This window comes from Deltaproteobacteria bacterium, assembly GCA_012522415.1.
Lineage (GTDB): Bacteria > Desulfobacterota > Syntrophia > Syntrophales > JAAYKM01 > JAAYKM01.
In genome coordinates this window covers 20,598-41,332 of the sequence record JAAYKM010000123.1, presented here as the reverse complement: position 1 = coordinate 41,332, position 20,735 = coordinate 20,598, and the positions used below count along the sequence as shown (strand labels likewise).

Here is a 20,735-nt window from a genome sequence, read left to right as displayed (position 1 = left end):
GGGTGTTTTTAATATGGGTTGTTAAACATGCTTCAGAATTCCTTTGTTCATCTGCACGTTCATACACAATACAGCCTTCTGGACGGCGCAATTCGTATCAGTGATCTGATCACCAAAGCGAAAGAATTCGCTATGCCTGCCGTCGCAATGACCGATCATGGCAACATGTACGGCGCGATCGACTTTTACCAGCAGGCGAAAAAAAACGGCATAAAACCCATCATCGGGTGTGAACTTTATATTGCCCCCAAGAGCCGGTTCGATAAAACCGCCGGATACATCGGCGACAACGCCAACCATCTGGTTGTGCTGGCGAAGGATATGACGGGTTATCAGAATCTGATGAAGCTGACGAGCATTGGGTACCTGGAGGGATTTTACTATCGCCCCAGAATCGACAAAGATGTCCTGCTGCGGAACCATGAAGGGCTGATCGCCATGAGTGCCTGTTTGCAAGGCGAAATATCGAGCAAACTGCTGAAGGAAAGAAGAGAGGAAGCCGAAGAGGCGGCAAGAGACTATCTGAAAATCTTCGGGCCCGACAATTTTTTCATCGAAATTATGGAAAACGGCTTGCCGGAACAGAACCTGGTCAATCATCAGTTGATCGATATCGCCCGAAAGCTGGGTATTGGCCTTGTTGCCACCAACGATTGCCACTACCTTACCAGAGAATCAGCGGAAGCTCATGAGATCCTCCTCTGCATTCAAACCGGAAAGACAATCAACGATACGGACCGGATGAAATTCAGTACGGATCAGTTTTACCTGAAATCTCCCCGGGAAATGTCGCAAATCTTCAAGGATCTGCCGGAGGCCATAGAGAATACGCTTCTCATAGCGGAACGCTGCAATCTCGACCTCGAATTCGGCAAGATCTATTTACCCAAATTTGAACTCAAGGGTTCAACAGACAGACTTGATGAAGTACTGACCCGAGAAGCGGAAAAGGGACTTGAAAAGCTATTTCCGTACATTTTGCAGAACCAAGACGAGTTGGACCACAAGGCGTTGCGCTCCCGCTATCTGGAACGACTGTCCCATGAAATGGGCATCATCAGGAACATGGGATTTGCCGGATATTTTTTGATTGTCTGGGACTTCGTCCGTTACGCAAAGGAAAATAATATTGCCGTCGGACCGGGAAGGGGCTCTGCCGCGGGCAGCCTTGTCGCTTACTCTCTGGGAATCACGAACATCGATCCCATCAAGTACGGTCTCTTCTTTGAGAGGTTTCTGAATCCGGACCGGATCACCATGCCCGATATCGATATCGATTTCTGTCCGGAGGGGCGGGACGATATCATTCGCTATGTAAAGAATAAATATGGGGCCGATAAAGTGGCCCAGATCATTACCTTTGGAAAAATGCAGGCGAGGGCCGTTATTCGGGATGTCGGCAGGGTGATCGGCATGCCTTACGGGGAAGTGGACCGGGTTGCCAAGCTGATTCCCGAAGCCGTCAACATGACACTCGATACCGCTTTAAAATCCGAACCACGCCTGACCGATGAAATGAACCGGTCTCCCGAGATCAAACGGCTAATCGACCTGGCCAGGGAGCTGGAGGGCCTGAACAGACACGCTTCGACGCACGCGGCCGGTGTGGTCGTTTCCGACGTTCCTCTGGTGGAGAGGGTGCCTCTCTATAAAAATCCCAAGGAGGACCAGGACATCGTTACCCAGTTTCCGATGAATGACCTGGAGAAAATCGGGCTTACAAAATTCGATTTCCTGGGATTGAAAACCCTGACGGTCATCAACAATGTGATCCAGGCAATCAAAGAAGACCATGACGTCGATATTGATCTGAACGCCCTGCCGCTCGACGATCCGCTGGCCTATCAGTTGCTCGGCAGGGGAGATGCCGACGGGATCTTCCAACTGGAAAGTGATGGGATGAAGGATATCCTGGTGAATATAAAGCCTGATTGCATCGAGGATATCAGCGCGTCCATTGCCCTGTATCGCCCAGGTCCCATGAACATGGTGCCTGATTTCATATCCAGGAAACAGGGAAAAACGAGAATAACCTACGAATTACCGCAACTAAAATCCATCCTGGGAGAAACATACGGGGTCCTATTATATCAGGAACAGGTCATACAGATTGCCGTATCCATCGGCGGCTATACCATGTCCGAGGCCGATACCCTGCGCAAGGTGATGGGCAAGAAGCAGGTCGCTGATATGGAGAAGGAAAAACCGAATTTTCTTGCCGGGGCCACCGAAAAAAACATCACGAAAGCGAAGGCACAGAAGATTTGGGAAAAAATGGAAACCTTTGCCGCATATGGGTTCAACAAATCCCACAGCACCGCATATGCCATGATTTCCTATCAGACGGCCTATTTAAAAGCCCATTATCCAGCCTATTTCATGGCCGCCCTGCTCACAAGTGAAAAGGACAATCGGGATAAGATCATAAAATATATCAACAGTTGCAAGGAAATGGGCATCGATGTCCTTCCCCCCGATTTCAATCAATCCCGTAAAATATTCAGAGCAAAGGAAAATAGTATCCGATTTGGCCTGGCCGCGGTCAAGAATGTAGGGGAGGGGGCCATCGAGTCAATCATCGAGGCGAGGACCGCCCAGGGGGGATTCAAATCCTTCGAGGATTTCTGTTTTCACATCGATACACGCAAGGTCAACAAACGGGTCATTGAAAGCCTTATCAAATGCGGGGGCTTCGATTCAATCGAAGGGGATCGGGTTCACCTCCTGTCATCGTACGAAGACATTCTCAGTCAATCGCAAAAAAGAAACAGGGACCTCTCGAACGGGCAGATCAGCCTGTTCGATTCGCTCGGAAACGGTTCCTCCTCTCATGAAGGGGCGGAATCTCAGAACCAGACGGCCCCAGCCCCCCTTTCCGGTTCAAAAAACGGTCAAACGGAGGCGGACCAGCAGATCTTGCTCGCCTACGAGAAAGAGACCCTGGGCTTTTATGTTACGGGGCATCCCCTGGCCAAATATATCGAGAAATTGTCGGCCCATAGTCATGTGCTGTTCTCATCCGATCTGGGCGCCATCAAGGATAAAAGAGACCTTCATATCTGCGGGACCGTCGTCAACATCAAAGAAATGAAGACCAAAAAGAAAGAAACGATGGCATACGTCCAAATGGAGGATATGCGCGGCATGTACACGGCCATCTGTTTTTCCGATGTCTACATGAAATCCTACAGTTTGCTGCACGGCGATAAACCCTTGATGATCAGAGGTTATGCGGATCCGCAGGATGATGAAACCAAGGTGATAGCCAATGAAATTAGCGACCTGGATGAATATTTAAAGGGTTACACGAAAGAAACGGACATTCATATATATTTTCGTCAGGAAATGCATACCGACCGCGATGTCCATTTACTGAAAGAGATTCTTTTTGCCTATCCGGGATCAAACGAAGTTCTCCTTCATATACTGAACCACAAGTCCGACACGGTGATCTCCCTCGGTGCGAGATACCGGATTTGCCAGGAGCTTAAAGATAGCATAAACAGTATGATATCCGGCGCTTACGTTAATTATGTTAATTAATGGTTGAACCCAGGACATATCGGAACAGGATCAGAGCGGGCAGGCTGGAATTTTACAACCCCTGTGTCGCTGAAACAGATTTATATGTGGGCACCGACAGCAATTTATACAGTGTTGCTTTAGATATAATCATTAAATATCGAATTAACATAGAGAATTATATTAAAATTAATCCGGCATTTCGCAACACCCTGGCACCCTTTCCGGACGACCCATTCGCTCCTCCCATCGTCAAAGAGATGATTTTTCAGTCAAAAGAGGCCGGTGTCGGTCCCATGGCCTCTGTTGCCGGCGCCATGTCGCATTTTGTCGGAACGGACCTCCTTGCATTCAGCGAAAACGTCATTGTCGAAAATGGCGGTGATGATTTCATTAAAACGACCGAGGACGCCCATGTGGCGGTGTTTGCGGGGGCGTCTCCGTTGAGTGAGAAAATTGTCTTGAAAATTCGATCGCGTTCCATCCCGACGGGGGTCTGCACATCTTCAGGATCGATCGGCCATTCCCTGAGCTTCGGTAGAGCCGATGCGGTGTGTGTCGTGTCGGATTCGACTGCCTTAGCCGATGCGGCGGCCACAGCCGTCTGCAACCGCGTGAAGGACGAAAAGGACATTCGAAAGGCCCTCGAATGGGGAATGAGGGTCGAGGGGGTTCGGGGCATTCTGATCATCATAAAAGATAAAATGGGGCTCATTGGCGATATTGAGTTGGCTTGAACTCATTAGTTTACATAATATATCTTATGAGACATATATTTATTTTACAAACCCGTCTCTGACAATTCCTTCATTATTTTTCTTTGTCGATCATTCAGCTTCCTGGGGACATCGATCGTGATTTTTACATACTGGTCACCTGCAGGGGAATTTTTTGTGGCGGGTACGCCCAGCCCTTTCAGGCGAATTTTGGTGTTGCTCTGCGTCCCTGAAGGAACTTTAACCCTCTTGACCGATCCATCCACCGTGGGGATATCAATTGACGTTCCCAGGACGGCCTGAGAATAGTTGATGGACTTCAGGATGTGTATGTCATTGCCGTCGCGGGCGAAGATGGGGTGTGGAAGTATATTGATTTCAAGGAACAGGTCCCCAGGCGGGCCACCGGCAACCCCGGGGCCGCCTTTCCCGGCAAGTCTCAGCTTTTTGCCGGCGTTGATTCCCTTGGGAATTTTTACATTTATCTCCGCAACGTGGTCCTGCTTGTGGAGGGCAATCTTTTTCTCCGCCCCGAAAACCGATTCCTCAAGGCTGATTGATATATTATAGTAAAGATCCTCCCCCTTCTGAGGGGCCCGAGCATAACGTCTCTGGCCGCCTCCGAAAAAACTTGCGAACGGATCGGTTTGTCCCTGAGAAAAGTCCTGTCGCCGCTGGCTGGCACCGCCGAATCCGAAACCGAGATCCTTCAAGATTTCGTTCAGGTCGAAGCCGCGGAAAATGTCTTCTTGTGAAAATCGTTGCTTAAAGGAATCCGCCGATCCGAATTGATCGTATTCCTTTCTCTTTTCCGCGTCGCTCAAAACCGCGTAGGCTTCATTAATTTTCTTGAACTTTTCCTCGGCGTCTTTGTTGCCGGGATTTTTGTCGGGATGGAATTTCAAGGCCAGTTTTCTGTAGGCCTTCTTGATTTCATCAGCCGTGGAAGCCTTGCCTATTCCCAGAATTTTGTAATAATCTTCAGCCATTCCCCTCACCCTGTCATGAAAATAGATGTTCGAATCAGAGCTCACATGATTGCTTTACATACTTAACAACAAAAGGGAAATTGTCAATATGATCGGTAATGGACACGCATATCAAGATAGCGAAAAACAATGTAATAACAGATAAATAAAAGCCTATATCTGAAGTAACATATTAATTATTTTTCAAATTGGCAAGGGGTTTCGATAAAACATTAACAATTGTCAAAATGATCATGATGATGTACATATTCTCTCAGGTTATGACCGATTACAAGAAAGGACGCGCCACATGGAACAGAATCAACCAACCTACCCTTCCGACTTCATCCGGGATATTATCGATAAGGATCTGGAACTTGGAAAAAATCAGAGGAGAGTGACCACACGCTTTCCACCGGAACCCAATGGATATCCCCATATCGGCCATGCGAAATCTGTCTGCCTGAACTTCGGCATTGCAAGGCAATACGGGGGAACCTGCAACCTGAGGATGGACGATACCGATCCGGCCGGTGAAGACATGGAGTACGTCGAGTCCATCATGACGGATGTGAAATGGCTGGGGTTCGATTGGGAGGATCGTCTCTATTTTGCATCGGATTATTATGACAAATTATACAACTATGCAGTTCAGATGATAAAGGACGGCAAAGCATATATATGTGATTTAACCACGGAAGAAATGCGCCAATATCGGGGTACCCTGACGGAACCCGGCAAGGAAAGCCCTTACAGGAACCGGTCAGTGGAAGAAAACCTGGCTTTGTTTGAAAAGATGAGGGCCGGGGAATTCGAGGAAGGGGACCACGTTTTACGTGCTAAAATCGACATGGCGGCAAAAAACATGACCATGCGCGATCCTGTCATGTATCGGATTAAAAAGGAAGAGCATTACCGAACCGGAAGCAGGTGGTGCATCTATCCCATGTACGATTTTGCCCATTGTCTTTCCGACTACATTGAAAATATCACCCATTCCATTTGTACCCTTGAGTTTGAGAATAACAGACCCCTTTACGACTGGTTTCTTGATCAGGTCGTGAAAGGAGATCGTCCGAGACAAATCGAGTTTGCCCGTTTAAACCTGACCTATACGGTCTTGAGCAAAAGAAAACTGATAGAACTGGTTGGAGGGGAATTGGTCTCAGGTTGGGATGACCCCAGAATGCCGACCCTGTCCGGGATGCGTAGGCGGGGATTCAGCCCCGCCGCCATACGCGATTTTTGCGAACGGATCGGGGTCGCGAAAAACAACAGCATGATTGATGTCGCCCTCCTGGAAAACTGCGTCCGCGAGGACCTGAATGAAAGGGCCCCCCGTGTCATGGCTGTCCTGCGTCCCCTACGTGTTGTAATCGACAACTATCCTGAAGAAAAGACGGAAGATTTCGATTGTCCCTTCCATCCGAAACACGGGGAAATGGGTTCAAGAAAGGTCCCCTTCAGCCGGGTCCTCTATATCGAACAGGATGATTTCATGGAGAACCCGCCCAAAAAATTCTTCCGGTTGAGCGTGGGGAAGGAAGTGCGGCTGCGTTACGGTTATTACATCAAGTGCGTCAGTATTGAGAAAAACCCGGACACAGGCGCAGTCGAGGCCATTCACTGTACCTATGATCCCGAAACAAGAAGCGGTTTTGCCCCGGACGGCCGTAAGGTCAATGCGACGATCCATTGGGTATCGGCACGTCATGGGATTCCCTGCGAAGTGAGGCTGTATGACCGCCTCTTCCGCGTCCCCGATCCTATGGCGGAAGAAGGGGAACTCAAAGACTTCCTGAACCCGCATTCACTGGAAACCATCACCACGGCCATCGTAGAACCCAGTCTGCGGGATGTTCAGGCGGGACGGCATTTTCAATTCGAGCGGTTGGGCTATTTTATTGTGGATCCCGTTGATTCGTCGCCCAAAACCACGGTCTTTAACAGAGCCGTGACCCTTCGGGATTCCTGGGCCAGAAACCAGATAAAAAAATAAATTGGATTCAACCCCTTATAAATAGGAAAAAGGATTGGATCCATACGAATCCAATCCTTTTCTATATTGGCTGGGGGAAAGGGATTCGAACCCCTATTCACGGAGTCAGAGTCCGTTGTCCTACCATTGAACGATCCCCCAGGAACGCGCATAAGGTCTATTCGGCGACCTTCTTGGAAAGGAGTTCCCTCATACCACGAGGCATGGCCTTATGCAACAAAAAAATGGGCCATCCTGCATTAACGGCGCCGCAGGATAAACCCGAAAAAGACCCACCCTGCACCCCGCAGGGAACGTGCCTGTATTGAGTGGCTCTGTGCGTTTTCATTGGACGAATCAACGGAAATATTCAGCCCCCCGTATTCCTGAAAGCATTGTTCAAGATGGCAACCGCTTCCTCTTCAATCAACTCACGATGCTTTGCGTCCAGAAAACTTTCCGCGTAAATTTTATAGATATCCTCCGTTCCCGAGGGGCGCACGGCAAACCAGCCATTTGGAGAAATAACTTTCAACCCACCGATATCAGCATCATTCCCTGACGCTTTTGTCAGGATTGCAGTGATCTTTTCTCCCGCCATTTCCCTGGCTTCGATTTTATCCGGCGAAAGGTTCCCTATGATTTCCTTCTGTGCGGGGGTAGCCGGTACATCCATCCGGTTATAAGAGGGACGCCCGAACCGTTCAATCAGGTTCTGATAAATCATGGCCGGATCCTTTTCCGTCCGGGCCATGATTTCGCAGGCCAACAGGTTCATGATGATGCCATCCTTATCCGTTGTCCAGACGGTCCCGTTTTTTCTCAGGAAGGAAGCCCCCGCGCTCTCCTCTCCACCGAATCCGCAGGTTCCATCAAGCAAACCTCCGACAAACCATTTGAAGCCAACCGGCACCTCCCAGAGACGACGCCCCAGATCCGCGGCAATGCGGTCAATCATGGATGTCGAGACGAGAGTTTTACCCACAGTCGCTTCGCTGTTCCAGCCCGGTCTGTTCTGAAAGAGATAGTGGACGGCCACGACGAGATAGTGGTTCGCATTCATGAGCCCTCCCCCGCGCGTGACGATGCCATGGCGGTCCGCGTCGGTATCGTTTCCACAGGCAATATCAAAGTGATCTTTCATCTTTATCAGGTTTTGCATCGCAAAGGCGGAAGAACAGTCCATGCGGATTTTTCCATCCTTATCCAGGGTCATGAAAGAAAATGTCGGGTCGATGATCCGGTTGACCACCTCCAGGGCAATCCCGTAACGATCGGCAATGGGATCCCAGAAATCCATGGCCGCACCCCCCAGGGGGTCGATACCGATCTTCAACCCCGCCCGGGCAATCACATCCAGATCGATGACATTGGCAAGATCTCGAACGTAGGGATTTATATAGTCGTATTCATGAAACCGTTTGGATTTGATGGCCTTTTCCAGGGGGATCCTGCGTACATGAACACAGTCCTCCTCCATGAAATCATTGGCCATTTTTTCTATGAGATCCGTCGTGCCGGTGTCGGCGGGTCCCCCGTGAGGGGGGTTGTACTTGAAACCGCCATCTTCCGGTGGATTGTGAGAGGGTGTGATGACGATCCCGTCCGCAAAGCCGGATCCTCTCTTCCCGTTGTAAGTCAGGATCGCATGGGAGATAACCGGTGTGGGCGTGTAACGGAGACCCTGCTGGATGATGCATTCCACGCCGTTGGCAATAAAGACCTCGATTGCCGTTGCCATTGCCGGCTCGGACAGGGCATGGGTATCCATCCCCATGAAGAACGGCCCATCTATATTTTTTGATTTTCGATAATTGCAGATTGCCTGGCTGATGGCAAGGATGTGCATCTCGTTAAAGCTGTTTTTGAAAGAGGAGCCCCGATGACCCGAGGTACCGAATGAAACCCTTTGGGCCGGTTCGAGAGGATCCGGTTTTTGGGTGTAATAAGCGGTAATGAGGCGCGGGATATTGGTCAGGAAATCTCTCGGTACCGGTTTTCCCGCCAGTTTGTGAGGGTTCATGAATACTCCTTTTTGTCCATAATTTCATGATGTCCGGGGCGTTTTTTACAGATAATGAATATCCAAAGGGAAATCCGTCACCCGCTCCAGGCCATCCTTCCTGACAATGAAATCGGCTTCTATACCGATCGCCCCTTCCCCCGGAAAGATAAACTTCGGTTCATAGGCAAAGACCATCCCCTCTTCCAATACCGTATGGTGGGCCGCCGTGATGATAGGCCATTCGTTGATTTCCAGTCCCAGGCCGTGGCCGATGAAGCGGACCTTCCCCCTTCCGTATCCCATAAAATGCTCTTCAAGATGGGCCTGCCGGGCGAGTTCGAGGGCGCGCTCGTAAATCTCCACCGTGTCCACCCCTACCCTGCCGAACGCCGCCACATCGTCGATCATATCCCTTGCCGCCTCAAAAGCTTTTCTGAAGAGATCCTTCAGGCTTCCAACGACAAAAACACGTGTTTCGTCCGTAACGTAGCCGTTATAGGCGCCTCCATAATCGACGAGAATGGGCGTGTCTTGCTGGAGATTCTGAATCGATGGACCCTGGGCAACGGCATGGGTTGTGCCGAAACCCGAAATCGGCACGTCACAGCCTGAAAAAATGGTTCCGGAATAGCCATGGGTAACGTAAATGTTCATCATTTCCTGATTGAAACCGCGCATGCGGAGAAATCCCTGGTGCCCGAACATTCTTCCTTCCGCTTCCAGGGCAGCGGCAACACCCACCTCTGTATCGTTGGCCTGAATGATCTCCCCCGCCTTGGCGAAAACACGGGAAACGATCTGACCGGAGCGACGGATCTGATCGATTTCAAAAGGACTTTTCAGGGATCTCAATTTTTTGATCGACGGAGATATGTCGACTATATTCTCCAATTCCAGCAGATTCTTCCATTTTTCAAAAACCAGTACGGGGAGAACATCCAGCTCCATTCCGCCTATGCTTCGTTGGTTGATCCTGTTACGCAGTATATCCCTGAGATCCTGTTTTTTTTGTAAAGGGATGATGTTCAGTGGCGTTTCGATGGACGCCCGCTCCACGTTTTTTTCAACCATGTAGATGGGAGAGCCCTCAGCCGGAAGAAATAAAACGCCACGCTGGATGCTTCCGGTTAAATAAAAAAGGCCCACATTGTGAAGAATGATGGAGAAAGAAATACCCTGGCGGACCATTTCAATTTGAAGGCGCCTGATACGATCTTCAATATCTCTCCGTGGCGTCAACTCGCATTGATTTAATTTTCCGTACATAATGGTGCCGTGGTCTCTTTGGTTTTACAAATTTGCATGAATCGGAGTCTGCCGGGATCCCTACTTCAATAGATCGGAAAATAATTCCTGCGCCGCCCGCGATTCACGCATTTCACTGATCACCTTATGACAAGTCAAATCGTGGAAAATGGGGGTGATGGTAATCATCCCCCGACTTAAGGCGGAAGCATCTGAATCCTCATCTTCATACTCTGAGATGCGTGTATCGCCAGCCAGCCAGTAATAGGTGTTTTCTCGCGGATCGACCCTCTTTTCAAAATTTTCCACGAAACGGGCCTTCCCCTGTTTGGCGATTACAACACCCTTTATCTCTTTTTCCGGCAAGGCGGGCACATTGACATTAACGGCCATTCCAGAAAAAAGATTTTTTTCCACCAGCAAATAGGCGAGTTTTCTGGCGAACCGGCCGGCTGTTTCGAAATCTCCGTCTTTCCTGACATCGAGTGATATGGCCATGGCCGGGACCCCCATGATGATCCCCTCCGTTGCAGCGGATACGGTGCCCGAATAAATCACATTAACCCCTACATTGGCGCCCACATTGATGCCGGAAACGACAAGGTCAATGGGCCTGTCCGAGAGTTCCCGTATCCCGAGTTTGACACAATCAGCAGGGGTCCCCTTGACGGCGTAGCCTATTTCACTGCCGTTTTTTCTCGCTCGCCTTACCATGATGGGGCGAAAGAGCGTAATGGCGTGTCCAACGGCGCTTTGCTCCACCTCCGGCGCAACCACCAGGCAGTCGGCGTCTTTGGACAATTCATGGTGCAGGGTAATCAGCCCCTTGGCGTAGATCCCGTCATCGTTCGTTAATAGATATCGTCGTTTCAGTATATTTTCAGCTCCTTAAGGTAATATATCGGACAGAATCGAGGATTTCCGATGTCACGGACGGCCCATACGGACCCCCTCCCCTTCGACAACCGTAATCAGAAAAGGCTCGCTGTCCATAAGACGGCTTGGACTCGCCGTGATTAAACCACGAACACCCGGATAAGCTCTCGTCTCCGCCAGAATATCTCTCAGCGGCCTGCTGCTTGTCATGCCATCCTTCAGGGCTTTCATGACCAGCATCATGGCATCATAGGCGTAGGCATCCAATGAATCAGGTTCCCTCGCGTATGCCGCATAATACCCGTCGGCAAACGCCTCCGTTTTTGCATGGGTGCCACAGGAGAAATAGCCGTCAACAAAAACCGCACCCGCAAAAAGATCTCGATGTTTTCTGATCGTATCCGGATCATTCAAGCCGCTGCCGCCAAACAACTGAAAACCCTGCGTATTATAAAAGGAAAACTGCGATACAATTTGGGCTGCACGGGCTGCCGTATCCGGAATGAACAGTCCATCAAATGCGGTTCGCTGATTCGCCTGTCCCATATCACCGCCCGAGTGAGCAGAATCGTCCGGGTCTCGGAGAAGCAACATGATTTCTTTCGAAAAATCAGTTGATTGTCCCTCGTATGAGATGAAGTGGGTGATCCTCCCCCCCCTGTTTTTTATTTCTACCCGAAAAAAGTGCGCCGCGTCTTGACCGAACGGAACGTCGGGATAGAGAATGGCTATCCGGTTTATGTTCCTTTCATTCAATACATGGTGGGCAAGGTGGCGCAACTGCCGTTTTGAGCTGGGGACGGCGCTGAAACAATAGGAACTCAAACCCGTGACATCTTCGTTTTTCGTTAATGTCAACAGGGGAATGCCCTTTCGACCGGAAAGTTCACCCAATTCCAGGGCTTCCTCGCTTGAAAGGGGACCAATTACCGCAAGCAAATCCTCCGGGGCCTTTAATCTTTCGAACCTCTGTCGTGCTTTTTCCGGCTGCATCTGCGAGTCTTCTATATGGAGTTCTGCAAAGGTTTCCCGATGAGGCATGAAAAAACCACCGGCGAGGATCAGGCTTTTCAGAATCCGGTCGCCGTAATCTTCATAGAATCCGCTGAGAGGGAGGATCGCCCCAAAAGAGAATCCCTTTTCATTTTTCTCCGGATCATTAATGGATAAAACTTCCGCCTGAACACACGGCGATAATAACAATGTGAACAAAGCCAGGATAATTAAGGGGGATTTTGCGTGAATCACTTATCAAGGTCCGTCATTTAATTGCCTTGCGGCTCTGGTTCGTTGTATGAAATCCTTACGATCATTCAACAAAAAGAAAATACCCGGAAACCGATAACATGATTTCCGGGCATTTTCATCCTTATTTCCTCTTTTACTTCACATCTTCAAAGTCGGCGTCGACGACATCGTCCTCCTTGCGGCCGCCTTCATGCTGAGCGCCGTCCGTAGTCCCGCTCCCCTGACCGACGTCTCCTTCCTGTTGGGCCGTTTTGGCGTACATGGCCTCGGCCAATTTGTGGGAGGCATTCGTCAATTCCTCCTGGGCCGACTGAATTGACTGCAGATCTTCGCCTTCAATCGCCTTTTTGAGTTTGGCGATGGCGTCTTCTATTTTTGCCTTTTCTGTTGAATCAATTTTATCGCCATATTCCTTGACATTCTTTTCGACACCATAAAGGAAAGAATCCGCTTGGTTCCTCGCTTCGATTAATTCTTTACGTTTCTTGTCTTCTTCGGCATGAGCCTCCGCTTCCTTCACGAGCTTGTCGATTTCCGTCTCATTCAGGCCGCTCGAAGCGGTGATTTTGATGCTTTGTTCCTTCCCCGTACCGAGATCCTTTGCAGAAACGTGGACAATTCCGTTTGCATCAATATCAAAGGTCACTTCAATTTGGGGCATTCCGCGTGGAGCCGGAGGAATGCCGACAAGTTCAAATCGCCCGAGGGTGCGGTTGTCCTGAGCCATGGACCGCTCACCCTGGAGGACATGGATACTGACTGCTGGCTGATTGTCCGCCGCCGTTGAGAAGACCTGACTCTTTCTGGTCGGAATCGAGGTGTTCTTTTCAATCAGCTTCGTCATGACGCCGCCCAAGGTTTCAATGCCCAGAGAAAGGGGGGTGACATCCAACAGGAGGACATCTTTCACATCACCTTTCAGTACCCCTCCCTGAATCGCCGCACCGATCGCGACGACTTCATCCGGATTCACGCCTTTATTCGGTTCCTTTCCGAAGATTTCTTTCACTTTCTGCTGTACTCGGGGCATTCTCGTCATCCCGCCGACAAGGATCACTTCGTCGATGTCTTTCGGCGTCAGGTTTGCGTCCTTGAGGGCAGTCTGACAGGGCGGCTCGAGTTTCCCTATCAGATTTTCCACCAACGCCTCGAGTTTTGCCCGGGTCAGCTTGATGTTCATATGCTTGGGACCCGACGCATCCGCCGTGATGAACGGCAGATTGATATCCGTTTCCATTGCCGTGGATAATTCCATCTTTGCCTTTTCGGCCGCCTCCTTCAACCTTTGGAGAGCCATTTTATCACCACGTATATCAATTCCCTGATCCTTCTTGAATTCCGTTGCCAGGTATTCGATCAAAACCTGGTCAAAATCCTCTCCACCAAGATGCGTATCCCCGTTGGTGGACTTGACCTCAAAAACCCCGTCCCCTATTTCCAGAATTGAAATATCGAAGGTACCGCCTCCCAGGTCAAAAACGGCTATTTTTTCGTCCTTTTTCTTGTCCAGTCCGTAAGCAAGGGCCGCCGCCGTCGGTTCATTGATGATTCTCAATACGTTGAGTCCCGCAATCTTGCCGGCATCCTTGGTCGCCTGGCGCTGGGAATCGTTGAAGTAGGCGGGCACCGTCACCACGACATCCTGCACCTTCTCTCCCAGATAGTCTTCAGCGGTCTGTCTCATCTTCGTCAATATCATGGATGAAATTTCCGCCGGGCTGTAGTTTCGTCCCCGTACCGTTACCTGGGCATCACCGTTGGGAGCTTCCGTAATCTTATAGGGTGTAATGGGGATATCATGCTGAACCTCTTTTGAGGTGTACTTTCTGCCGATCATCCTTTTGATGGCGTAAACCGTATTTTCCGAATTGGTTACGGCCTGACGTTTAGCAACCTGCCCCGCAAGCCTCTCTCCACTGTCAGTGAAGGCCACTGTGGACGGCGTAGTTCGAGTGCCCTCCTGATTGGCTATCACGACGGGATCGCCGCTCTCCATGACGGCGACACACGAATTTGTTGTTCCCAGATCAATACCGATTATTTTTGCCATCCCCATGTCCCTCCTTAAATGATCTCTCAATGATTGTATGTATTCCTAACTTATTTTTTGCAGACACAGACTTTCGCCGGCCTGATTAATCTTCCATTAAGAAGATATCCTTTTTCCATCTGGGTTACGACTTGATTGGCTTCATGCTCAGAACTCTCCACCTGCATAAGCGCTTCATGAATGTTCGGGTCAAACGGTTTCCCTGCCGCATCGATCGTTTCAACGCCGTACTTTTCCAGGCAGCAGCACAACTGCTCCTGAAGAAGCTGGAGTCCCTCCCGAAAGGCTTCAAAATCAGTTGAATTTTCCGAACAGCCCAGAGCCCGGTCCATTCCGTCAATCAGAGGTAACAGATCTCTGATCAGTTTTTCATTGCCATATTTTATGGTGTCCTGCTTGTCTTTTGCCGCTCTTTTCTTGTAGTTTTCAAGATCAGCCCGTGCTCGCAGGTATTTTTCATGGCTTTCCGCCGCCATTTTTTCTTTCTCGACAATGAGGCTCTCCAAATTTTCGTCACCAGCCAATATAGAGTCAGACTTCACCCTCTCTTCCGCGTCTTCACTAATTTCGACATGATCCCGTGCGTTGTCTTTTTTGAGTTTCTTTGTCATTTATTCACCGCTTTCTTTATATAAAACTTGTCCTTCAACCCACCTCCGGTCTTTGAAAAAGTTTGAAATCCACCATTTCACAGATTACATGTCCCGCCGTCATGAGTACCTCCTGAATGCGCGCCGTGTTGGACGATGGAACATTGAGGATGTAATCACATACTCTGGCCATTTCCCCCCCGTCCGCCCCTGTAAAACCGATCGTGACCAAGCTGTTCTTCCTGGCGGTTTCCAAGGCCTTCAATACATTGGGCGACTTGCCACTCGTGCTCAACCCCCACGCCACGTCACCCTGTTGTCCCACCGCCCGGATCTGTTTGCTGAAGACCTCGGAAAAATCATAGTCGTTAGCGATACTGGTGATCACAGCCGTATCTGCCGCCAGCGAAATGGCCGGCAAGGGCGGTCGCTCGATCCTGAAACGGTTCACGAATTCCGCGGCGAGGTGCTGTGAATCTGATGAGCTGCCACCATTACCAAAAATAAGAATCTTATTACCGTTTTCCAGGCATTTTTTGATCACTTCAACGATATTGACCAGACGGGACAGATTTTCATTGATAAACATATCTTTAGCGTGAGAGCTTTCTTTGAATATCTTTACGATCAGATCTTCCATGGTCATTCCTGCTTTCCCTTTATTGAGACACCGGAGCGCCAAACGCGTGGGTAATATAGTTATCACCCCATACCCTGTCAAGGCTCTGTCCGGGATAATTCCTTCAGAAATTGATGTTTTTCAGATGAATTGGAGGACGAGAGGAGAGGCCCTGGGTGCAGATCCTGCGGCCGGAAAATCTAAAGGCAAATTCAGTGATTATTGGGGGGCTGCTGGAAATTCATCCTGAATGAACTTAGAGAGATCTTCTCCGGACAAGTTTTTCCGCGTTTCGATACATGTTTTCGATTTCATTGGCAGCAAGTCCCGCCCCGGCTGCTACGAGGCGTGCAAAGGCCGGTGTAAGCAAATCGTTTGGTGAATGGGAATCGCTGTTCAGGACGAGGGGTACGTTGTATTTTCTGGCGTATTTTACGACATGACCGTTGGAGAGGCTATGCCCTTTCCGGGCGGATACTTCGAAACAGATACCCTTTTTTGCGGCCGACACGGCAACTTCCTCCGTCACGAGACCCGGGTGGGCCAGAATGTCTATATCGGAAGTGACCGCCGCCAAATTGGTCCCTTCTTCAACTGGTTCCACAATGGTTTCCCCGTGAACGACAATGATTTGCGCACCAAGAGACCGGGCTTCTCTGGCCAATTCCTTGATATGCACCGGCGGCACATGGGTCAACTCTATGCCTGGAATGACTTTTATCATGCCGATGGCAGTCAAGCTGCCGCAGATTTTGACCATGCGCGGCACAATGAAATCAAGATTCGAAAGATCAGCGTGGTCCGTCATGGCGATAGCCCGGTAGCCTCGATCGGCGGCTCTGCGCACCAGTTCCGATGGAACCAACTCCCCATCGCTGAAAATCGTATGTGTGTGGAGGTCTATCATTTTCATCTCCAAACAAATCCCTTCCGCCACCCTTCGACGGGACGTAAGGATTTTCCATTCCTTTTGCATATTTTTCCGGTTTTTGCAAACCGTTCCTGACGATCATTCGACGATCGTTCGTTGACGGCCACAGTTTATAGTTGTGAAAACCGAAGTTAATGCATATATTCGCTCAATTCATGGGTGGTCATAAAAGATGTGAATGGTCGTAAAAGATTATGAAGAAAATACTCTATCGCTACCTTCTTAAAGAGATTTCTCTGCCATTCCTGTTCGTGCTGTTGATTCTTACCTTCGTTATGCTTATGGGCAAAACCCTGCGACTTATGGACCTGATGGTAAACAAGGGGATACGTTTTGCCGATATCGCTCAATTGATCGGTTTTTTGATGCCGGCACTTCTGGTGTACACGATTCCCATTTCTTTGTTGATCTCGGTTCTCATCGGTGTGGGACGACTTTCCAGTGATAACGAAATCACGGTGATGCGATCGTCCGGTGTGAGCCTGTTCCAGTTGTGCGTTCCGGTACTGTTTTTCTCCGCCTTGACATTCCTGGCGACCATGGTGATGTCTTTTTTCCTCATGCCTGCCGGAAACACGGCGACAAAAAACCTTCTCTTTTCTATTGCCCAACAAAAGGCCACCATTGGCATTCAGGAAAAAGTCTTCAATGATGATTTTCAGGGGATTTTGATCTATGCAGACCGGATCCCTCAGAGCGGAGATTACCTGGAAGGTGTCATGATCTCAGATCGCCGTCCGGGCCAGGAACCCGCAACAATCTTCGCCAGAAAAGCCTATCTGGTCTCGGATCCGGATAACCGATCCCTGAACATGCGACTGGAATCAGGTGTCTCTTCAAGCACCGACCTCCGCCGGGCAAGTTACCGGCAGATGATCTTCCAGACATACGATATCAATCTCGATATCGGCGCGGCCCTGTCCAGCCGGAAGGGAAAGGATACGCGTGAGATGACTTTTAAAGAACTGCTTCACGAAATAAGGAAAGGCGGTTTGAAACAAAAAAACCTGGCTGAATTGATGACCGAGTTATATAAAAAAATTACCATTCCTTTCTCATGTCTCATTTTTGCCGTCATGGGACTTCCGCTGGCTATTCGTCCGCAACGGTCAGCAAAAGCCCGCGGTTTTGTCATTGGACTTTTCATCGTACTGGTTTATTACCTGATGCAGTTGGGAAGCGACGCCCTGGTTGAAATGGGACGTCTGAATCCCCTGGCCGGAGCCATGGGAACCACAGGACTCTTTTCTGTTGCGGCGGTTTGGCTTTTCGTGAGATCCGCATCCGACAAAAGCATAACGGGATTCAACGCCCCTTTTCGGACATGACAAACCAATGTGCTCCGGCGCAATTACGTGAGAAAAATCCATTTTTAACGAAGTGAACAGTCATTGGGCATGAAAATAATCGATCGTTATATTTTAAGGGAATTCTTTCTTTTTCTGCTCATGGTCATGAGTCTCTTCATCACCTTGTTCATCATTATTGATTTTTTCGAGAGACTGAAGATGTTTCTCAACAACAACGCATCCACCCAGCAAATGGCTGCCTTTATCTTTTATCAGATTCCCATGATTGTTTCTCTTACTTTGCCTGTTGCCGTACTGGTCGCAACCCTGATCACCCTCAGTACACTTTCCCGAAACAGTGAGATTACGGCCATGAAAGCGAACGGGATCAGCCTGTACCGTATTTCCGCCCCGATTTTTCTATCGGCCGTGGGAATCAGTTTTTTCCTCTTTTTCTTCAGCGAATGGATCACGCCTCTGGCCAATCAGAAAGCCGACTTCATCAAGTATGTGGGAATAAAAAAGGAGCAACCCCGCGGTACCTTCAAGCAATCACAGATATGGTACCGTGGAACGGACAGTATTTACAATTTTCATCTGTACGATTCGAAAACAGGAATGATCGAAGGGGTTTCCCTTTATTTTATGACGGATGATTTCCGCCCGAGGCTGCAGATCAGTGCGGAAAAGGCCCTTTGGGAAAAAAACCACTGGATAGGGCATAACGTGCAGGTGATCACCCTTTCGCCAGGGGGCCTGCCGACCATTGAAAAGAAGGGACGCATGGTCCTGCCTGTCAAGGAAACACCCGCTGATTTCGAGGCGGTTCAAACATCACCTGATAAAATGGGGTTTTTTGAATTGAAGAATTACATCGATAAACTGGTTGAAGCTGGAGCCGACGTCACGGCATATCTCGCGGATCTGCACGCCAAAATCGCGTTTGCCTTCGTAACCGTGATTCTCACGGCCATTGGCATTATTTTCTCCGTCCATGCGGAACGAAGCGGTGGCATTGCCAGAAGCATCGGTCTGGGCATGATTATCGGTTTTTCCTACTGGATCGTCCACGCCTTTGCCGTATCACTGGGGCGAGCCGGTACAATTCCCCCGGCAGCCGCTGCCTGGACGGCAAATGGAATATTCCTGATCGTGGCAGCGTCACTCAGTCAACGGATAAGAACCTGAGAAACCCTCGTTCCGCAGCCCTGTCAATAACGATAGTAATCCGGTTTATAGGGTCCATCGACAGGTACGCCGATATAATCTGCCTGTTTCTGATCAAGTCGGGTCAGTTCGGCACCAACCCGCTCCAGATGAAGTCTGGCCACCTCCTCATCCAGCAACTTGCTTAAACGGTAAACGCCCGGTTTGTAATCGTTTTTGACCAGGTCTATCTGGGCCAGGCATTGATTGGTGAAACTGTTGCTCATCACAAAACTCGGATGACCGGTCGCACAGCCGAGATTGACCAGCCGCCCTTCAGCCAGAATCAAAATGGACCGTCCCGATTCAAGGTACCAACGATCCACCTGGGGTTTGATGTTCTCCTTACGGCATTTGGGATTACTTTCCAGATAAGACATGGCGATTTCACTATCGAAATGACCGATGTTGCAGACGATCGCTTCATCCTTCATCTGCTCCATATGCTCTCCCCGAACGACATCACAGCACCCGGTCGCCGTAACAAAGATGTCTCCTTCCCTGACGACGTCTTCCAGTCTCTTGACCGGATAACCCTCCATGGCCGCCTGGAGGGCGCAGATTGGATCGATTTCCGTCACTATGACCCGTGCACCCAGGTTCTTCATGGAATGGGCGCATCCTTTGCCCACGTCCCCATATCCGCAAATCACGATCATTTTGCCGGCAATCATGATGTCCGTCGCCCTTTTGATCCCATCGGCCAGAGATTCCCTGCACCCGTAGAGGTTATCGAACTTGGATTTCGTAACGGAATCGTTGACGTTGATTGCAGGAAAGAGCAATTCCCCTTTGGCTGCCATCTGATAGAGACGGTGCACCCCCGTGGTTGTTTCCTCGGAGACACCCCGGATATCCGCCGCAATCTTCTGCCATTTTTCAGGATTCATCTTACGGCTACGCCTCAGGCGTTCCATAACGACGGCCATCTCCTTTTCTTCATGTGTTACTTCAAGTAGTTCGGGATCCCTTTCCACCTTGACGCCAAGATGTACAAACATCGTCGCATCACCGCCGTCATCGACAATCAGGTCCGGCCCGGAACCGTCCGGCCAGGTGAGGGCCTGTTCCGTACACCACCAGTACTCCTCCAATGTCTCGCCCTTCCAGGCGAATACCGCTGCCGATCCTGATGCCGCAATAGCCGCGGCGGCATGGTCCTGGGTGGAATAGATATTACAGGATGCCCAACGTATGTCGGCTCCCAAAAGTTTAAGGGTTTCGATTAAAAACGCCGTCTGAATAGTCATGTGCAGGCTGCCCGTAACCTTCAGACCCTTCAGGGGTTCCAGGGGACCGTATTTTTCCCGAATCGCCACCAAACCCGGCATTTCCTTTTCAGACAGGGCAATTTCCTTTCTTCCCCATTCGGCCAAATTTATATCCGCAATTTTATGAGGTAAACTCAGATCAATCTTGAGGAAATTCATTTCAAACCTCCCGACAAGGCAGTTTCAAACCAACCCATAAACGATGAATAATCAGAAAAATC

The 20,735-nt window shown here is 49.7% G+C and carries 15 protein-coding genes and 1 tRNA gene; 5 read left to right on the top strand and 11 right to left on the bottom strand.

All coding sequences use genetic code 11. The features are described 5' to 3' along the window. Positions 1–27: 27 nt before the first annotated feature. Both GX147_09765 and GX147_09760 read left to right on the top strand, forming a co-directional pair. A complete protein-coding gene (locus GX147_09765; protein ID NLN60964.1) occupies positions 28–3,543 on the top strand; it encodes a DNA polymerase III subunit alpha in 3,516 nt (1,171 codons plus the stop codon). Next, entirely contained in the window at positions 3,543–4,259 is a 717-nt protein-coding gene (locus GX147_09760; GenBank protein ID NLN60963.1) for a UPF0280 family protein, read from the top strand. The genes GX147_09765 and GX147_09760 overlap by 1 nt, the downstream gene beginning before the upstream one ends. A 44-nt stretch (positions 4,260–4,303) precedes the next feature. On the opposite strand, the gene GX147_09755 is transcribed toward GX147_09760, so the two are convergent. Further along, a complete protein-coding gene (locus GX147_09755; protein ID NLN60962.1) occupies positions 4,304–5,227 on the bottom strand; it encodes a DnaJ domain-containing protein in 924 nt (307 codons plus the stop codon). Positions 5,228–5,516: 289 nt separating this feature from the next. Between GX147_09755 and GX147_09750 the strand changes: the two genes are divergently transcribed. Then, positions 5,517–7,205, top strand: a complete 1,689-nt coding sequence (locus tag GX147_09750; protein ID NLN60961.1) for a glutamine--tRNA ligase/YqeY domain fusion protein — start codon at positions 5,517–5,519, stop codon at positions 7,203–7,205. Positions 7,206–7,272: 67 nt separating this feature from the next. On the opposite strand, the gene GX147_09745 is transcribed toward GX147_09750, so the two are convergent. The 9 genes from GX147_09745 to GX147_09705 form a co-directional block, all read right to left on the bottom strand. Next, positions 7,273–7,346, bottom strand: a tRNA-Gln gene (locus tag GX147_09745). A 208-nt stretch (positions 7,347–7,554) separates the two neighbouring features. Next, positions 7,555–9,207 (bottom strand): alpha-D-glucose phosphate-specific phosphoglucomutase, encoded by a 1,653-nt coding sequence (locus tag GX147_09740; protein ID NLN60960.1) that lies wholly within the window; start codon positions 9,205–9,207, stop codon positions 7,555–7,557. 45 nt (positions 9,208–9,252) lie between these two features. Further along, the gene (locus tag GX147_09735) at positions 9,253–10,455 is read right to left on the bottom strand and encodes an aminopeptidase P family protein (GenBank protein NLN60959.1); all 1,203 of its coding nucleotides are present in this window, start codon (positions 10,453–10,455) and stop codon (positions 9,253–9,255) included. Positions 10,456–10,515: 60 nt separating this feature from the next. Further along, positions 10,516–11,307, bottom strand: a complete 792-nt coding sequence (gene surE / locus GX147_09730) for a 5'/3'-nucleotidase SurE (GenBank protein NLN60958.1) — start codon at positions 11,305–11,307, stop codon at positions 10,516–10,518. Between the two features lie 54 nt (positions 11,308–11,361). Continuing rightward, positions 11,362–12,558: an amino acid ABC transporter substrate-binding protein gene (locus GX147_09725; protein ID NLN60957.1), complete on the bottom strand. Its 1,197-nt coding sequence runs from the start codon at positions 12,556–12,558 to the stop codon at positions 11,362–11,364. Positions 12,559–12,691: 133 nt separating this feature from the next. Continuing rightward, the gene (dnaK, locus tag GX147_09720; protein NLN60956.1) at positions 12,692–14,608 is read right to left on the bottom strand and encodes a molecular chaperone DnaK; all 1,917 of its coding nucleotides are present in this window, start codon (positions 14,606–14,608) and stop codon (positions 12,692–12,694) included. A gap of 50 nt (positions 14,609–14,658) precedes the next feature. Beyond that, a complete protein-coding gene (grpE, locus tag GX147_09715) occupies positions 14,659–15,219 on the bottom strand; it encodes a nucleotide exchange factor GrpE (GenBank protein NLN60955.1) in 561 nt (186 codons plus the stop codon). Between the two features lie 34 nt (positions 15,220–15,253). Continuing rightward, positions 15,254–15,838: a D-sedoheptulose 7-phosphate isomerase gene (locus GX147_09710; GenBank protein NLN60954.1), complete on the bottom strand. Its 585-nt coding sequence runs from the start codon at positions 15,836–15,838 to the stop codon at positions 15,254–15,256. A 235-nt stretch (positions 15,839–16,073) separates the two neighbouring features. After that, positions 16,074–16,724 carry a histidinol phosphate phosphatase domain-containing protein gene (locus GX147_09705; GenBank protein NLN60953.1) on the bottom strand — a complete coding sequence of 217 codons (651 nt, stop codon included), beginning with the start codon at positions 16,722–16,724 and terminating at the stop codon, positions 16,074–16,076. 218 nt (positions 16,725–16,942) lie between these two features. Between GX147_09705 and lptF the strand changes: the two genes are divergently transcribed. Beyond that, complete coding sequence (gene lptF / locus GX147_09700) at positions 16,943–18,076, top strand: LPS export ABC transporter permease LptF (GenBank protein ID NLN60952.1); 1,134 nt, start codon at positions 16,943–16,945, stop codon at positions 18,074–18,076. A 69-nt stretch (positions 18,077–18,145) separates the two neighbouring features. Beyond that, positions 18,146–19,225 carry an LPS export ABC transporter permease LptG gene (gene lptG, locus GX147_09695; protein ID NLN60951.1) on the top strand — a complete coding sequence of 360 codons (1,080 nt, stop codon included), beginning with the start codon at positions 18,146–18,148 and terminating at the stop codon, positions 19,223–19,225. 23 nt (positions 19,226–19,248) lie between these two features. On the opposite strand, the gene GX147_09690 is transcribed toward lptG, so the two are convergent. Beyond that, positions 19,249–20,673 carry an adenosylhomocysteinase gene (locus tag GX147_09690; protein NLN60950.1) on the bottom strand — a complete coding sequence of 475 codons (1,425 nt, stop codon included), beginning with the start codon at positions 20,671–20,673 and terminating at the stop codon, positions 19,249–19,251. Positions 20,674–20,735: the final 62 nt, after the last annotated feature.

What these genes read in the sequence shown, in the direction of transcription:
- GX147_09765 (NLN60964.1), top strand. Translation starts at nt 28, where the DNA reads ATGCTTCAGAATTCCTTTGTTCATCTGCACGTTCATACACAATACAGC.
- grpE (NLN60955.1), bottom strand. Translation starts at nt 15,219, where the DNA reads ATGACAAAGAAACTCAAAAAAGACAACGCACGGGATCATGTCGAAATT.
- GX147_09735 (NLN60959.1), bottom strand. Translation starts at nt 10,455, where the DNA reads ATGTACGGAAAATTAAATCAATGCGAGTTGACGCCACGGAGAGATATT.
- lptG (NLN60951.1), top strand. Translation starts at nt 18,146, where the DNA reads ATGAAAATAATCGATCGTTATATTTTAAGGGAATTCTTTCTTTTTCTG.
- lptF (NLN60952.1), top strand. Translation starts at nt 16,943, where the DNA reads ATGAAGAAAATACTCTATCGCTACCTTCTTAAAGAGATTTCTCTGCCA.
- GX147_09705 (NLN60953.1), bottom strand. Translation starts at nt 16,724, where the DNA reads ATGATAGACCTCCACACACATACGATTTTCAGCGATGGGGAGTTGGTT.
- GX147_09740 (NLN60960.1), bottom strand. Translation starts at nt 9,207, where the DNA reads ATGAACCCTCACAAACTGGCGGGAAAACCGGTACCGAGAGATTTCCTG.
- GX147_09710 (NLN60954.1), bottom strand. Translation starts at nt 15,838, where the DNA reads ATGGAAGATCTGATCGTAAAGATATTCAAAGAAAGCTCTCACGCTAAA.
- GX147_09760 (NLN60963.1), top strand. Translation starts at nt 3,543, where the DNA reads ATGGTTGAACCCAGGACATATCGGAACAGGATCAGAGCGGGCAGGCTG.
- dnaK (NLN60956.1), bottom strand. Translation starts at nt 14,608, where the DNA reads ATGGCAAAAATAATCGGTATTGATCTGGGAACAACAAATTCGTGTGTC.
- GX147_09690 (NLN60950.1), bottom strand. Translation starts at nt 20,673, where the DNA reads ATGAATTTCCTCAAGATTGATCTGAGTTTACCTCATAAAATTGCGGAT.
- GX147_09750 (NLN60961.1), top strand. Translation starts at nt 5,517, where the DNA reads ATGGAACAGAATCAACCAACCTACCCTTCCGACTTCATCCGGGATATT.
- GX147_09755 (NLN60962.1), bottom strand. Translation starts at nt 5,227, where the DNA reads ATGGCTGAAGATTATTACAAAATTCTGGGAATAGGCAAGGCTTCCACG.